Origin of the sequence: Streptomyces sp. NPDC001851 (assembly GCF_040297165.1) — a bacterium.
Lineage (GTDB): Bacteria > Actinomycetota > Actinomycetes > Streptomycetales > Streptomycetaceae > Streptomyces.
Map to the genome: position 1 here is coordinate 149072 of NZ_JBEOYR010000003.1, position 14600 is coordinate 163671.

Sequence of the window (14600 nt, forward strand, 5' to 3'; positions counted from 1 at the left end):
TACCGCTTACCGCAACTGCCGTATTCGCCGTCTCACTTGAGTACGTACGCCTGTGCTACTTGAGGCGTGCCATCAGGGCGTGCTCCACCAGCGTGATCAGCGCACTCTTGGCGTCGGCGCGGTGCCGGGCGTCGGTCGTGATGATCGGGGTGTCCGGTCCTATCTGCAGCGCTTCCCGTACTTCCTCGGGCGCGTAGGGCTGCTGGCCGTCGAAGCCGTTGAGCGCTACGACGAACGGCAGGCCCGAGTTCTCGAAGTAGTCGACCGCGGGGAAGCAGTCGGCCAGGCGCCGGGTGTCCACGAGCACCACCGCGCCGATCGCACCGCGCACCAGGTCGTCCCACATGAACCAGAAGCGGTCCTGGCCCGGCGTACCGAAGAGGTACAGGATCAGGTCCTGGTCCAGGGTGATGCGGCCGAAGTCCATGGCGACCGTGGTGGTCGTCTTGTCCCCGGTGTGGGTGAGGTCGTCGATGCCCGCCGACGCGGACGTCATCACGGCCTCCGTGCGCAGCGGGTTGATCTCCGAGACGGCGCCGACGAACGTGGTCTTGCCCACGCCGAAGCCACCCGCCACCACGATCTTCGCGGAGGTGGTGGCCCGGCCCGTGTCAGAGCTTGCGAAGTCCACTGAGCACCCTTTCGAGCAGCGTCACATCCGGTGCGCCGCCGTTGTTCTCGTCGCCACCCGGCTGGTGGATGGCGACCAGGCCGGCCTCGGCGAGGTCGGCGACGAGGATCCGGGCCACTCCGAGCGGCATGGCCAGCAGCGCGGAGACCTCCGCGACCGACTTGACCTCACGGCACAGGTGGCAGATCCGCTGGTGCTCGGGGAGCAGTCCCATGAGCGCAGCCGGGTCCGCCGTCGTACTGATCAGTGCCTCTATCGCGAGCTGATAGCGCGGCCTGGTCCGGCCGCCGGTCATCGCGTACGGACGGACCAGCGGCTGGTCGCCCTCGTCCCCGTACGGTTCCGCATACGGATCGTGATGGGCGGTGGGCGGGGTCATGAATCCTCCGGGCAGGACAGCAAGTCGGTCAGTCAAGCCGTCTGACGGGGCCGGTGGGGGGATTGTGGCGGCCGGACGGTGTTTTCGTGAGGTGGGTGGTGCCGGGGGCGGTCAGTGGAGCAGACTGCCCTGGAGTTCGGCGCGCAGGTCCGGGGTGAGTACCGCCCCTGCGCGGTCGACGAGCAGTGCCATCTCGTAGCCGACGAGACCGATGTCGCACTCGGGGTGGGCCAGGACCGCGAGGGACGACCCGTCCGATACGGACATCAGGAAGAGGAACCCGCGTTCCATCTCGACGACCGTCTGTGCCACGGTGCCGCCCTCGAAGATCCGGGATGCCCCGGCCGTGAGAGAGGTCAGCCCGGACGCGACGGCCGCCAGCTGGTCGGCGCGGTCTCGCGGGAACCCTTCGGACATCGCCAGCAGAAGGCCGTCGGCGGAGACCACCACCGTGTGCGACACCCCGGGGGTGTTGTCCACGAAGTTGGTGATCAACCAGTTCAGGTTCTGTGCCGCCTGGCTCATCGGACTCAACTAACGCTCCTGCTGGTGAGTGGGGCTCGGGTAGCTGCCGGTCTGGCCGCTGCCGGCCTGACGGCCCTGAGCGATGCCCCGACGGAGATTGGTCAGCCGTCCGCGTACGTCGTCAGGCGCACGCGAGACCTGCGGACCGGCTTGGTGCTGTTGCTGCTGGGCGGTGCCCGGGACCAGGTTGGCCCGGGGCACCCGGCGCGGCAGGCCGGAGGTGGTGACCCCGCCCGCCGCGGGCTGCCGGACGCGCTCGGCCTGCCGGACGAGTTCGTCGTTCGGCGAGGTGCGCCAGGAACCGGTGGCGGGGCCGTTGCCGTTCGCCGGGCGCTGCGGAGCCGGGGCGGGTGCCTGCGGCTGCTGCGGCGCGGACGCGCCCTCCGCCTGCGGACCGCCGTGGAACCAGTTGGTCTCCAGCGTGTCGTACAGCGGGGTACGGCCGTCACCCGGGCCGGCGGCCGGCGGCAGAGCCTCCGGCTCACGCTGGACCGGACGCTGCTGCGGGGCCGGCTGGCGCGGGGCGCCGAAGTCGTCCCGGCCGGCCGGCTGCGGGCGCTCGAACTGGCCCGTGTGCGCCGGGTTCTGGCGGGCGGGCAGCGCGTGCCGGCCGGTGGAACTGCCGTCGTAGCCGCCGTCGAAGCCCTGCGGAGCCGCGAACTGGCCGGTGTTCTGACCCGGGTTCTGACCGGCGTTCTGCGCGGTGTCGTCCTGCCGCGGCGCCGGTGTGCCGAAGACGTCGGAGCGGACGTACGGATCGGTGCCCTGCCGGTCACCGGCACCGTCGAACCGCCCGGTCAGCTCGGGGGAGTCGGGCCGGGCGAACTGGCCCGTCTGCTGCGGGTTGTCGGGGCGCGCGAACTGGCCCGTGTGCTGGGGGCCGCCCAGGCCGTTCAGCTCCGGGCGCGCGAACTCGCCCGTCGCGGCCGGGCCCTGCGCGTCGATCCGGGGCATCTCCGCGGTCGAGCCCGGGCCCTGCCGGTCGTCGACGCGCGGCAGGTGCGCGGTGTGCGCCGGGTTCTGCTCGTCGTGACCGCGCGGCGCGTCCAGCGAGGCACGCGACGGAGCCTGGGCATCGCCCCACTCCGGGGTGCGCTGCTGCTGGTCACCGCCGGGCAGCGCGGCCCGCGGGCCGCCGCGCGGCGGCAGCTGGGGCTGGCGGCCCTGGTCGGAGGCGGCACCGGGCCGCTGCGGGCCACGGCCGCCGAAGGCGTCCTGCTGCGGGCCACCCGGGTTCGCGGTCTGCAGACCCTGCGGAGCGCCGGGCGCCTGACCGCCGAAGCCGCCCGCACCGGCACCCGCGGGCGCCGGCCGGCCCTGCTGGGGACCACCGGGACCGCCCTGGGGGCCACGCGCACCGGGACGGCCGCCCTGGCCCGTGCCGGGCAGCGCGGCCCGGGGCCCCTGGCCGGCGCCGACCTGGCCGCGCGGGCCGGGACCGCCACCGAGCAGACCGCCACCGGCCGGGCCGCCGCCGAGGGCACCGCCCTGGCCGTTGCCGGCGTTCGCGCGACGCGCCGCGGCCGCACCGGCGGCGGCCTGCGCGGCGGCGGGACCACCGGACACACCGGGCGCGCCCGGCTTGCCCGGAGCGGGCTTCTTGCCGCCCTGGGCGACATCCACGGGCAGCATGACCAGCGCGGTCGTACCACCGGAGTCGGACGGGCGGAGCTGGATGCGGATGCCGTGCCGCTGCGACAGCCGGCCGACCACGAACAGACCCATGCGGCGGGAGACGGAGACGTCCACGGTGGGCGGCGAGGCGAGCCGCTCGTTGATCGCCGCGAGGTCCTCGGGGGAGAGGCCGATACCGGTGTCGTGGATCTCGATCAGGACGCGGCCGTCGGGCAGCGCGTGACCGGTGACCTTGACCTTGGTCTGCGGCGAGGAGAACGAGGTGGCGTTCTCCAGCAGCTCGGCGAGCAGGTGCACGAGGTCGTTGACGACCCGGCCGGCGACCTCGGTGGTCGGGACGGCGGCCAGCTCGATGCGCTCGTACTGCTCCACCTCGGACGCGGCGGCGCGGAGCACGTCGACCAGCGGGACCGGGCGGGTCCAGCGGCGGCCGGGCTCTTCACCCGCGAGAACGAGGAGGTTCTCACCGTTACGGCGCATACGCGTGGCGAGGTGGTCCAGCTTGAACAGCGAGGAGAGCTGGTCCGGGTCGGCCTCGCGGGACTCCAGTTCGGAGATCAGCGACAGCTGGCGCTGGATCAGACCCTGGGAGCGGCGCGAGAGGTTGGTGAACATCGCGTTGACGTTGCCCCGCAGCAGGGCCTGCTCGGCGGCGAGGCGGACCGCCTCGCGGTGCACGTCGTCGAAGGCCGCGGCCACCTGGCCGATCTCGTCCCGGGAGTGCACACCGACCGACTCCACGGACGTGTCGACGTCCTGCGGGTCGGACTCCGACAGCTGCTTGACCAGCTCGGGCAGGCGGTCCTGGGCGACCTTGGTGGCGGTCTCCTGCAGACGGCGCAGCGAGCGGATCATGGAGCGGGCCACGACGAAGGCGCCGACCAGTGACACACCGAGCACGATGAGGATCAGCGCACCGGAGATGATGGCGTCACGCTGGGTGGCGCTCTTCAGCTCGCGGGCCTTCTGCTCCATCTCCTCAAGCAGCGTGTGCTCGATCTTCTTCATCTGCTCGATCTTGGTCGAGCTGTCGTCCACCCAGTCCTTGTAGGAACGGCTGTTCAGGGTCTGGATGCCGTTGGGGGAGTCGAAGACGCGCTTGGCGTAGGTGTCCGCGGACTCGATCGTCGGGTTGCCCTCGTCGATCGGCTTGAGGAGTTCCTCGGCGTTGTTGTTGGCGTAGATCTTCCGGAAGATCGCGATTTCCGAGTTCTCGCTCTGGTACGCCGACTGGCCGTACAGGCGGTCGTTCTCGGAGAGGTCGCCCTTCTTGTCCGTGGTCGCGGGCAGCGCCGCGGCGATCGTGGCGCGCTGTACGGAGGCGTACTCCTTGGCGGTGGAGAAGGCCGCCAGGGCGCGGGTGCGCGAGATCATCTCCGGGTTGCTGGACGCCTCGGCCATGTCCTGGGACAGGCTGATCAGCTGGGTGATCAGCCGGTGGTAGGACTCGATCGTCTGCGTCGAGTTGCCCTGCGACCGGTAGGCCGTCTTGCGGATCTTGGCCAGGTCGTCCAGCTGGTTGGCGAGGCCGACGAGCGCGTCGCGGACGCCCTGGAGGTTGCCGTCCTTGCTGGCCGCGTCGATCTGCTCGGAGGCGTTGAGGAAGTTCTCGCGGGCCCGGTCGGTCTTCTCCTCGTAGCCCTTGACCGTGTAGTCGCTCTGCGACAGGCCGTGCGCCAGCGGACCGGCGGACTGGTCGCGCTCGTCCTGGAGCGCCATGGCCAGCTCGGTGGCCTGCTTGGTCATGTCCGTCAGCAGCTTCATGTTGTCCAGCTGCTGGATGTCGTCCATGTTGTCGCTGATGCGCAGCGCGCCCAGCGAGGTGGCCGCGATGACGGGAAGCGCCAGCAGCGACACCAGACGGGTGGAGATGCGCCAGTTGCGCAGGGCCATGCGTGAGCCGGGGCCGGTGGGGCCCTTCGGGGGCTTCACGGCCGGTGCGGGGGCGGCACCGGAGCCGGTACCGCCCGTAGTGGCCGACGAGGCCGACGCGCCGGGGCGTCCGCTGCGCTCGCCGCCGTTCCCGGACGGGGCCTGGCCCGGGTTCTGGGCGTGCTGGGGCGAGGAGCTGCCCTTCATGGGGCCAGTCCCGTCGTGCGACTCCGGCTCCGCCGAAGCGCTGCCATCCCTCTTGAAACGTCCCTGCACTAGCGTCGCAACCTCTGGACCAGGCACCCCTCCGCTGGAACGGAGGGACACGGTGTCGGCGTTGTGGAGAGCGCCCTGAAAACGCACTCCGGGTGGTCTTGAGTGACCGGCGCTGGCTCCCCCCTGATCTCGCCGCCGCTCGGCGCTGCGTCGCGCCCGGTGCGCCGGTTCGATCCCCGCGGCGGTCCGTGGAATTCCAGCACAGTGCCGGATCTCCAACAAGGTGCGTGTCCCGAGCTGTGACCTACGTGACGGGCTGTGAGTGCCGAGTTACCAGTCGTGGAGGGTGATCCAGCCCAAAACGGGCGTTTTTCAGCGAGTCGCCGCTCGGTGCCGGGTGTCCCAGTCGCCATGATCAGGAGCGGAATGGTGGCTTCAGGGGGTCAATGTCCGTTTCGCTAGGGCGCATTGAGGGTCGGATTTGACCGGTTTGTCAGTGAGTCCGTGAGCAAACTCACATGTCCGTCGTGGGCAGTTGGCGCCGTCGGCGGGGAATCGGATGTTTAGCCTGACGCTTTACAAGAGCGACTCTGCTGCCCAGGACTAGGACTCGTAGAACCGTGAAGACGACGATGATGTTCCACAAGATCGCCAACCCGCGACGCACCACCCTGGCGCATCTCAAGGACACCGGCGACCTGCAGACGCCCGAGCTGCCGGAGCACTCCGTCGACCTCCCCGCCCAGACCGCCAACCCGCGGCGCACCGTCCTGGTGGACGTTCCCGTCGGCGCGGCGGCCCCGGCCGGAGAGTAGCCGACCGGACTCCCCGCTCCGGCCGGCCGGCTCGCCTTTTCGCTGAATTACGGGCCCCTATTCGCGTAGGGCGCCTTTCCCTGGTCTCGGCCCCGGGTGCACCCGGCCACGACAGCCGATATCGGCACCGCTCTCACCGGATATCCACCGGTGGCACCGGCGGCCCGGATTTCCGGCGCCCCGGCGGAGCCGCCCGCACGACACGGGAGGATGCTCTCCCCTCGCCGGTCCCCGCGCCGTACGGCCGGGGGCCGGCCCGTGCGCGGACCCCGGCGCCTCCGCGCCTGTGCCTGCGCCCGCGGCGGAAACGACCGCGCGTTTCACCCCTCGTTCCGAATTCCGCGTGCGCCGCAGCCGCCGGCGCGGAATTCCGGCCCGCCCCATTCCCGTACCTCCCGTACCGGAAATGCGGGCCGCCACACCGCACCGGCCGAACGCCGGGCCGCCCGACCGGTTAACCTGAGGCGTCAGTACGCCGGTTCTCAGTGAGGGGCGCAAGGATCCCGTGCGCATCGCCAGGTTCTCCATCGACGGGAACGTCGCCTTCGGCGCGGTCGAGGGTGACAAGCAGGACGAACTCGTCCTCGACATCATCAAGGGCATCCCGTTCGCGGACCATGAGCTGTCCGGTACGAAGGTGCCGCTGAACAAGGTCAGGCTGCTCCCCCCGGTCCTCCCCAACAAGGTCGTGGCGTTCGGCCGCAACTACGGCGAGCACGCGCGCGAGCTGGGCAACGAGGTGCCGGACGCCCCCTTCGCCTTCTTCAAGCCGTCCACGTCGGTGATCGGGCCCGGCGACGACATCCAGTACCCGCCGTTCTCCAAGGAACTGCACCACGAGGCCGAGCTGGCCGTCGTCATCGGCCGCATGTGCCGCGAGGTGCCGCGCGAGCGCGTCAAGGACGTGATCTTCGGCTACACGTGCGCCAACGACATCACCGCCCGTGACGTCCAGCGCCGCGAGAAGCAGTGGGCCCGGGCCAAGGGCTTCGACAGCTCCTGCCCGCTCGGCCCCTGGGTGGAGACGGACCTGGACCTGGAGCGGGCGAACGACCTGACCATCCAGCTCACGGTCAACGGCCAGCAGCGCCAGCTGGGCCGTACCAGCGAGATGATCCACCCCATCGAGGACCTGGTCGTCAACATCTCCGAGGCCATGACCCTGCTCCCCGGCGACGTCATCCTCACGGGCACCCCGGCAGGGGTCGGCCCCCTGAACGTCGGCGACGAGGTCGCCGTCACCATCGAAGGCATCGGCACTCTCACCAACAAGGTTGTCAAGCGTGGCTAGCGCACCCGGCTCCCCCGTACGCGTCCGTTTCTGCCCCTCGCCCACCGGTAACCCGCACGTGGGCCTGGTCCGCACCGCCCTGTTCAACTGGGCGTTCGCCCGGCACCACCAGGGCACCCTGGTCTTCCGCATCGAGGACACCGACGCGGCCCGCGACTCCGAGGAGTCGTACACCCAGCTGCTCGACGCGATGCGCTGGCTCGGCTTCGACTGGGACGAGGGCCCCGAGGTCGGCGGCCCGCACGCGCCGTACCGCCAGTCGCAGCGCATGGACATCTACGCCGACGTCGCCCAGAAGCTGCTGGACGGCGGCCACGCCTACCGCTGCTACTGCTCCCAGGAGGAGCTGGACACCCGCCGCGAGGCCGCCCGCGCCGCCGGCAAGCCCTCCGGCTACGACGGCCACTGCCGCGACCTGAGCGCCGAGCAGGTCGAGGAGTACAAGGCCCAGGGCCGCACCCCGATCGTCCGCTTCCGCATGCCGGACGAGACGATCACCTTCACCGACCTGGTCCGCGGCGAGCTGACCTTCACGCCCGAGAACGTGCCGGACTACGGCATCGTCCGGGCGAACGGCGCCCCGCTGTACACGCTGGTCAACCCGGTCGACGACGCGCTGATGGAGATCACCCACGTGCTGCGCGGCGAGGACCTGCTCTCCTCCACCCCGCGCCAGATCGCGCTCTACAAGGCGCTGATCGAACTGGGCATCGCCAAGGAGATCCCGCGGTTCGGCCACCTCCCCTATGTCATGGGCGAGGGCAACAAGAAGCTCTCCAAGCGCGACCCGCAGTCGTCCCTCAACCTCTACCGCGAGCAGGGCTTCCTGCCCGAGGGCCTGCTCAACTACCTCTCCCTGCTGGGCTGGTCGCTCTCCGCGGACCAGGACATCTTCACGATCGACGAGATGGTCGCGGCCTTCGACATCTCCGACGTCAACCCCAACCCGGCGCGCTTCGACCTGAAGAAGTGCGAGGCGATCAACGGCGACCACATCCGCATGCTGGATGTGAAGGAGTTCACCGAGCGCTGCGCACCCTGGCTGAAGGCCCCGTTCGCCCCGTGGGCGCCGGAGGACTTCGACGCGGCCAAGTGGGAGGCCATCGCCCCGCACGCGCAGACCCGCCTGAAGGTCCTGTCGGAGATCACCGACAATGTCGACTTCCTCTTCCTCGCCGAGCCGGTCTTCGACGAGGCCTCGTGGACGAAGGCGATGAAGGAGGGCAGCGACGCCCTGCTCCGCACCGCCCGCGAGAAGCTGGAGTCCGCCGACTGGACGTCGGCCGAGTCCCTCAAGGAGGCCGTCCTGGCCGCCGGTGAGGCCCACGGCCTCAAGCTCGGCAAGGCCCAGGCCCCGGTCCGCGTCGCCGTCACCGGCCGCACCGTCGGCCTGCCGCTCTTCGAGTCCCTGGAGATCCTGGGCAAGGAGAAGACGCTGGCCAGGATCGACGCTGCGCTGGCGAAGCTGAGCGCCTAGCCGGCACATGCGTCAGGGGCGGCATCCGGAGTGTTCCGGGTGCCGCCCCTGTCGCGTTGGTCACTGGGCGTCGGGTTCGTCGATCAGGTAGGCGCTCTCGTCGAAGATCTCCAGCACGACGACGACCATGATCGCGCCGGCCACCATGTACTCCAGCACCACACCGGGGGCGACATAGGCCTTGCGGAGGTTGTCGTCCGGCCCCAGGGGCGCGGTCGAGGTCTTCCGGAACGGGTCACGGGCCAGGATCCGCACGGCCCTGTCCAACTGCGTCCGGCGCTCTGCGGGCAGGGCGTCGTACGTCGCACGGGCCTCGACGGTGAACTGGACGCGGTACTCGCTCATGGCCCTCAGTGTGCCAGCCGTTCGGCGGTACCGTCGGTGTCATGACGATCAGAGCCGTGGTCTGGGACGTGGACGACACCCTCTTCGACTACACGACCGCGGACCGTGAGGGCATGCGGGCGCACCTCGTGGTGGAAGGGCTGCTCGCGGGCTACGACAGCCCCGAACAGGCCCTCGCCCGGTGGCGGGAGATCACCGACGCGCAGTGGGCGCGGTTCTCGGCCGGGGAGGCCACCTTCGAGGACCAGCGGCGCGACCGCGTACGGATCTTCCTGGGCGCCGAGATGACCGACGCCGAGGCCGACGCCTGGTTCCAGCGGTACATAGGGCACTACGAGGCCGCCTGGAGCCTCTTCCCGGACGTCCTGCCCGCCCTGGAGGCGCTCTCCGCCAGCCACCGGCACGCGGTGCTGTCCAACTCCAGCATCACGGTCCAGGAGCACAAGCTGCGCACCCTCGGCCTCCTCGACCGCTTCGAGGCCGTGCTGTGCGCCGCCGAGCTGGGCGTCTCCAAGCCGGAGCCCGGTGCCTTCCTGGCGGCCTGCGAGGCGCTGCGGCTGCCTCCGCACCAGGTGGCGTACGTCGGCGACCACCCGGAGATCGACGGGCGGGGCGCCGCCGAGGCGGGGCTGCTGTCGGTGTGGATCGACCGCGGGACGGCGTCCGCAGCGGCCGCCGGGGACGTCGTCGTGCACCGGATCTCGACCCTCGCCGAACTCCCGGCGCTCGTCCGCGCGGATACCCGTTTTGGAGCCCCGTCCACCTTCGGGTAATGTTCTTCCTGCGCCGAGGGGAGCGGGCCGGAAGGCCGGAGCCCCACGGAGCAAGCTAGAACGAGAACCCCGCAGGGGCTTGAGTTCCAGTGGCCTATGGTGTAATTGGCAGCACGACTGATTCTGGTTCAGTTAGTCTTGGTTCGAGTCCAGGTAGGCCAGCTCGCAGAGCTTATCTGCAAAGCCCCCGTTGTGTAGCGGCCTAGCACGCTGCCCTCTCAAGGCAGTAGCGCCGGTTCGAATCCGGTCGGGGGTACTGATCCTGATCCAGATCGGGATCGCTAGGGCCCCCGTTGTGTAGCGGCCTAGCACGCCGCCCTCTCAAGGCGGTAGCGCCGGTTCGAATCCGGTCGGGGGTACTGACTGGTCTAAACCATCATTGGTCTATGGTGTAATTGGCAGCACGACTGATTCTGGTTCAGTTAGTCTTGGTTCGAGTCCAGGTAGACCAGCTCGGACCTGCGGAAACGCAGAGTCCACGCCCCCGTTGTGTAGCGGCCTAGCACGCCGCCCTCTCAAGGCGGTAGCGCCGGTTCGAATCCGGTCGGGGGTACGCACAGGGAAGGCCCTCCACCTCGGTGGGGGGCCTTCGCCGTACCCGGCGCCGGTCACTCGAAGCCGTAGCGGCGCGCCGACTCCTCCTCCTGGGCCAGCCGGCGCAGGGCCTGCAGCATCGGCTCGGTCAGCACCGAGCCGAGCACCGCCGTCTCCACCTTCTCCGCCTCCGACGGATGCGTCTCGACGAAGTCCAGGTCGAGTTTGGCCACGTCGTGCATCAACCTGCCGTAGGACGCGAGCAGTTCGAAGCCCCACTCGTATCCGAGGCGGCGGAACGCGGCCACCGCCACCACCAGCGAGCGGTACGAGGGCGAGATCGTCGTCAGCAGTTTCGCGTTGGACCAGCCCAGCCGCTCCAGCAGCTCGTCCACCTCCCGGTGCGCCGCCTGCACGAAGGCGTCCTCCTCGTCGGGCTCCGGCACCTGCGGCAGCGCCCACAGGGCCGCGCCCAGCCGGATGGTGCGGCCCAGGGCGTGGTCGTCGACGTGCCGCAGCACTTCCCGGACCGTGGCCACGGGGACCTTGCCGACCTGGATCATCGCGCGCACCAGCCGCAGCCGGCGCAGGTGCTCGTCGCCGTACTCGGCCGTCGTGGCGTTGATCTGGCGGCCCGGCGGCAACAGCCCTTCGCGCAGGTAGTACTTGATCGTCGCGGCGGACACACCGCTGCGTCTGCTCAGTTCGGCGAGCCGCATGTCTTGCGCTCCTTCTCGGATACCGGCACTATCCAACCATCGGTACTCGGATAGCGCCGCTCACCAACGAGGGGGACGTGGTCATGGTGTCCCGTACGACCGCCGACGCGAAGGGCGACGTCGTCGTCCTGCTGATCGGCATGCGCATCAACCGCTTCCGGGCGGTCCATCTGTGGCTGCCGGTGATGCTCGCGATGTTCCGCATGCTGCGCGAGCTGGAGAAGGACCCGGCGCGGGGCCTGCGCAGCCGTGTCATGCTGACGGCTTCTCCGCGCACGTACTACGTCGTTCAGTACTGGGAGTCCAAGGAGAAGCTGTACGCCTACGCGACCGCGCCGGACGCGTTCCACCACAAGGCCTGGGCGAAGCTCAACCGCAAGGAGCGGACCGGGAAGCTGCGCGGGCAGGTCGGGATCTGGCACGAGACGTATGTCGTGCCGGAGGGCTCGTACGAGGCGATCTACGGCGACATGCCCGCGTTCGGGCTGGCCGCCGCGCACGGACAGATCCCGCTGGAGAAGCGGGGGCGGTACGCGAAGGACCGGTTCGCCCACCGGTCCCAGCAGCAGCCGGTGGCCGAGAAGACCGGCTGAACCGGGGGGCTCGGGGGAGCGAGGGGGCCTGCCGCGGCCTTGGGCAGGCCCCCTCGGCGCTTCCGCAGCGGTGCGGGGGTCTCGGGCAGGCGGGTCGCCGCGTACGGGCAGATCGCGCGGGGCCGGTACGCGAAGGGCCGGTTCTCGTACCGCTCGCAGCGCGCTCCGGCGGCCGAGAGGGTCGGGGGATGGGGGAGCGGGGAGGGCCTGCCCGGCGTTGGGGCGGGCCCTCCTCGGCGCTTCCGCGCGGGCCGGCTCGGCCTGGGTGGCGCGGGGGTCTCGGGCAGGCGGGTCGCTGCGTACGGGCAGATCGCGCGGGGCCGGTACGCGAAGGGCCGGTTCTCGTGCCGCTCGCAGCGCGCTCCGGCGGCCGAGAGGGTCGGGGGAGCGGGGAGGGCCTGCCGCGGCGTTGGGGCGGGCCCTCCCCGTGTTTCCGTGCGGTGCCGGCTCAGCCTGAGCGGCGCAGGGCCTCGGACAGGCGGGCCGCCGCGTCGATGACCGCCTGGGCGTGCATGCGGCCCGGGTGGCGCGTCAGGCGCTCGATGGGGCCGGAGACCGAGACGGCGGCCACGACGCGGTTGGAGGGGCCGCGTACGGGCGCGGAGACGGACGCGACGCCCGGCTCCCGCTCGCCGATGGACTGGGCCCAGCCGCGCCGCCGTACGCCCGACAGGGCCGTCGCCGTGAAGCGGGCGCCCTGCAGGCCGCGGTGCAGGCGCTCGGGCTCCTCCCAGGCCAGCAGGATCTGCGCCGAGGAGCCGGCCTTCATCGTGAGCGTGGAGCCGACCGGGACGGTGTCCCGCAGGCCGGACAGGCGCTCCGCCGCGGCCACACAGATGCGCATGTCACCCTGGCGCCGGTAGAGCTGCGCGCTCTCGCCGGTGACGTCGCGGAGGTGGGTGAGCACGGGGCCCGCCGTCGCGAGCAGGCGGTCCTCGCCCGCCGCCGCGGCGAGCTCCGCGAGGCGCGGGCCGAGGATGAAACGGCCCTGCATGTCGCGTGCCACCATGCGGTGGTGTTCCAAAGCCACGGCCAGGCGGTGAGCCGTGGGTCGTGCCAGTCCGGTGGCCCCGACCAGACCCGCGAGGGTGGCCGGACCGGACTCCAGAGCGCTCAGGACGAGGGCCGCCTTGTCCAGAACGCCGACGCCGCTACTGTTGTCCATGCAACGATACTCACGTCTCACTCTGTGAAACGCAAGTTCAATTTTCCGTGGAACGCGCCACCCTGGAATCACACAGCGGCCCGCAGACCAACGGGCCTGGCGGTGGACGCCCGGAATCACGACATCAGGGTGCGGCGGCCGCTTCCTCAAGATCTCTAGTTGGGCCGGTGGACCTTTGCCGGCCGGAGGGAAAGCGATGGGTAGGACACTCGCGGAGAAGGTCTGGGACGACCACGTCGTCCGGCGCGCCGAGGGCGAGCCCGACCTCCTCTTCATCGATCTGCACCTGCTGCACGAGGTGACCAGCCCGCAGGCCTTCGACGGGCTGCGCCAGAACGGCCGCCCGGTGCGCCGCCTCGACCTCACCATCGCCACCGAGGACCACAACACCCCCACCCTCGACATCGACAAGCCCATCGCGGACCCCGTCTCCCGCGCCCAGCTGGAGACGCTGCGCAAGAACTGCGCCGAGTTCGGGGTGCGGCTGCACCCGCTGGGCGACGTCGAGCAGGGCGTCGTGCACGTCGTCGGCCCGCAGCTGGGCCTGACCCAGCCCGGTACGACCGTGGTCTGCGGCGACTCCCACACCTCCACGCACGGCGCGTTCGGCGCGCTGGCCTTCGGTATCGGCACCTCCCAGGTCGAGCACGTGCTGGCCACCCAGACGCTGCCGCTGGCCCGCCCCAAGACCATGGCGATCACGGTCGAGGGCGAGCTGCCCGAGGGCGTCACGGCCAAGGACCTGATCCTGGCGATCATCGCGAAGATCGGTACGGGCGGCGGCCAGGGCTACATCCTGGAGTACCGCGGCTCCGCCATCGAGAAGCTCTCGATGGAGGCCCGGATGACCATCTGCAACATGTCGATCGAGGCCGGCGCCCGCGCGGGCATGATCGCCCCCGACGAGACCACCTTCGCGTACCTCAAGGGCCGTCCGCACGCCCCCGAGGGCGCCGACTGGGACGCGGCCGTCGCGTACTGGAAGACGCTGCGCACCGACGACGACGCCGAGTTCGACGCCGAGGTCGTGATCAACGCCGACGAGCTGTCCCCGTTCGTCACCTGGGGCACCAACCCCGGCCAGGGCGCGCCGCTTTCGGCGAACGTCCCCGACCCGGCTTCGTACGAAGACGCTTCGGAGCGCCTCGCCGCCGAAAAGGCCCTGGAATACATGGGGTTGGAGGCCGGCCAGCCGCTGCGCTCCATCAAGGTGGACACCGTCTTCGTAGGCTCCTGCACCAACGGCCGCATCGAGGACCTGCGCGCCGCCGCGGACCTGCTGCGGGGCCGCAAAGTCGCCGACGGCGTACGGATGCTGGTCGTCCCGGGCTCCGCGCGGGTGGGTCTGCAGGCCGTCTCCGAGGGCCTGGACGTGGTCTTCAAGGAGGCCGGCGCCGAATGGCGGCACGCGGGCTGCTCGATGTGCCTCGGCATGAACCCCGACCAGCTGGCCCCGGGTGAGCGCTCCGCGTCCACCTCCAACCGCAACTTCGAGGGCCGGCAGGGCAAGGGCGGCCGTACGCACCTGGTGTCGCCGCAGGTCGCGGCGGCGACCGCGGTCCTGGGCCACCTGGCCTCGCCCGCCGACCTGTCCGACGCCGCAACCCGTACGCCCGCTGGAGTCTGATCA

The 14600-nt window shown here is 70.8% G+C and carries 13 protein-coding genes and 5 tRNA genes; 11 read left to right on the forward strand and 7 right to left on the reverse strand.

Translation table 11 applies throughout. From position 1 onward, the window contains the following. Positions 1 to 55 precede the first annotated feature (55 nt). The 4 genes from ABT171_RS05680 to ABT171_RS05695 all read right to left on the reverse strand — a co-directional run bounded on the left by ABT171_RS05680 (position 56) and on the right by ABT171_RS05695 (position 5318). The gene (locus ABT171_RS05680) at positions 56 to 631 is read right to left on the reverse strand and encodes a GTP-binding protein (RefSeq protein ID WP_351240160.1); all 576 of its coding nucleotides are present in this window, start codon (positions 629 to 631) and stop codon (positions 56 to 58) included. Then, positions 612 to 1010: a DUF742 domain-containing protein gene (locus tag ABT171_RS05685; protein ID WP_009190816.1), complete on the reverse strand. Its 399-nt coding sequence runs from the start codon at positions 1008 to 1010 to the stop codon at positions 612 to 614. The genes ABT171_RS05680 and ABT171_RS05685 overlap by 20 nt, the downstream gene beginning before the upstream one ends. Before the next feature lie 111 nt (positions 1011 to 1121). Further along, a complete protein-coding gene (locus tag ABT171_RS05690; RefSeq protein ID WP_023546525.1) occupies positions 1122 to 1535 on the reverse strand; it encodes a roadblock/LC7 domain-containing protein in 414 nt (137 codons plus the stop codon). Positions 1536 to 1544: 9 nt separating this feature from the next. Beyond that, positions 1545 to 5318, reverse strand: coding sequence for a sensor histidine kinase (locus tag ABT171_RS05695; protein WP_351240162.1), 3774 nt, complete (start codon positions 5316 to 5318; stop codon positions 1545 to 1547). Positions 5319 to 5878: 560 nt separating this feature from the next. Here ABT171_RS05695 and ABT171_RS05700 point away from each other — a divergent pair. The 3 genes from ABT171_RS05700 to gltX all read left to right on the forward strand — a co-directional run bounded on the left by ABT171_RS05700 (position 5879) and on the right by gltX (position 8841). Further along, the gene (locus tag ABT171_RS05700) at positions 5879 to 6073 is read left to right on the forward strand and encodes a hypothetical protein (protein WP_351240164.1); all 195 of its coding nucleotides are present in this window, start codon (positions 5879 to 5881) and stop codon (positions 6071 to 6073) included. A 505-nt stretch (positions 6074 to 6578) separates the two neighbouring features. Then, on the forward strand, positions 6579 to 7364 hold the full coding sequence (locus ABT171_RS05705) for a fumarylacetoacetate hydrolase family protein (protein WP_351240166.1): 786 nt from the start codon (positions 6579 to 6581) through the stop codon (positions 7362 to 7364). Continuing rightward, the gene (gene gltX / locus ABT171_RS05710; protein WP_351240168.1) at positions 7357 to 8841 is read left to right on the forward strand and encodes a glutamate--tRNA ligase; all 1485 of its coding nucleotides are present in this window, start codon (positions 7357 to 7359) and stop codon (positions 8839 to 8841) included. Before ABT171_RS05705 ends, gltX begins: the two co-directional genes overlap by 8 nt. A 60-nt stretch (positions 8842 to 8901) precedes the next feature. Here gltX and ABT171_RS05715 read toward each other — a convergent pair whose 3' ends face one another. Further along, complete coding sequence (locus ABT171_RS05715) at positions 8902 to 9186, reverse strand: type II toxin-antitoxin system RelE family toxin (RefSeq protein WP_351240170.1); 285 nt, start codon at positions 9184 to 9186, stop codon at positions 8902 to 8904. A gap of 41 nt (positions 9187 to 9227) precedes the next feature. Here ABT171_RS05715 and ABT171_RS05720 point away from each other — a divergent pair, with 41 nt between their 5' ends. From ABT171_RS05720 to ABT171_RS05745, 6 genes are all read left to right on the forward strand, one after another. Further along, positions 9228 to 9959, forward strand: a complete 732-nt coding sequence (locus ABT171_RS05720) for an HAD family hydrolase (RefSeq protein ID WP_351240172.1) — start codon at positions 9228 to 9230, stop codon at positions 9957 to 9959. A gap of 90 nt (positions 9960 to 10049) precedes the next feature. Further along, a tRNA-Gln gene (locus ABT171_RS05725) sits at positions 10050 to 10121 on the forward strand. A 21-nt stretch (positions 10122 to 10142) separates the two neighbouring features. Beyond that, positions 10143 to 10215, forward strand: a tRNA-Glu gene (locus tag ABT171_RS05730). 30 nt (positions 10216 to 10245) lie between these two features. Continuing rightward, a tRNA-Glu gene (locus ABT171_RS05735) sits at positions 10246 to 10318 on the forward strand. Positions 10319 to 10339: 21 nt separating this feature from the next. Continuing rightward, a tRNA-Gln gene (locus tag ABT171_RS05740) sits at positions 10340 to 10411 on the forward strand. A gap of 28 nt (positions 10412 to 10439) precedes the next feature. Beyond that, positions 10440 to 10512, forward strand: a tRNA-Glu gene (locus ABT171_RS05745). 55 nt (positions 10513 to 10567) lie between these two features. Here ABT171_RS05745 and ABT171_RS05750 read toward each other — a convergent pair. Next, entirely contained in the window at positions 10568 to 11212 is a 645-nt protein-coding gene (locus ABT171_RS05750) for a MerR family transcriptional regulator (RefSeq protein WP_351240174.1), read from the reverse strand. An 83-nt stretch (positions 11213 to 11295) separates the two neighbouring features. Between ABT171_RS05750 and ABT171_RS05755 the strand changes: the two genes are divergently transcribed. Then, entirely contained in the window at positions 11296 to 11805 is a 510-nt protein-coding gene (locus tag ABT171_RS05755; protein ID WP_351240175.1) for a DUF4188 domain-containing protein, read from the forward strand. 448 nt (positions 11806 to 12253) lie between these two features. Here the strand turns inward: ABT171_RS05755 and ndgR are convergent, their stop codons facing one another. After that, entirely contained in the window at positions 12254 to 12970 is a 717-nt protein-coding gene (ndgR, locus tag ABT171_RS05760) for an IclR family transcriptional regulator NdgR (RefSeq protein WP_023546516.1), read from the reverse strand. Positions 12971 to 13166: 196 nt separating this feature from the next. Here ndgR and leuC point away from each other — a divergent pair, with 196 nt between their 5' ends. After that, on the forward strand, positions 13167 to 14597 hold the full coding sequence (gene leuC / locus ABT171_RS05765) for a 3-isopropylmalate dehydratase large subunit (RefSeq protein WP_351240176.1): 1431 nt from the start codon (positions 13167 to 13169) through the stop codon (positions 14595 to 14597). Positions 14598 to 14600: the final 3 nt, after the last annotated feature.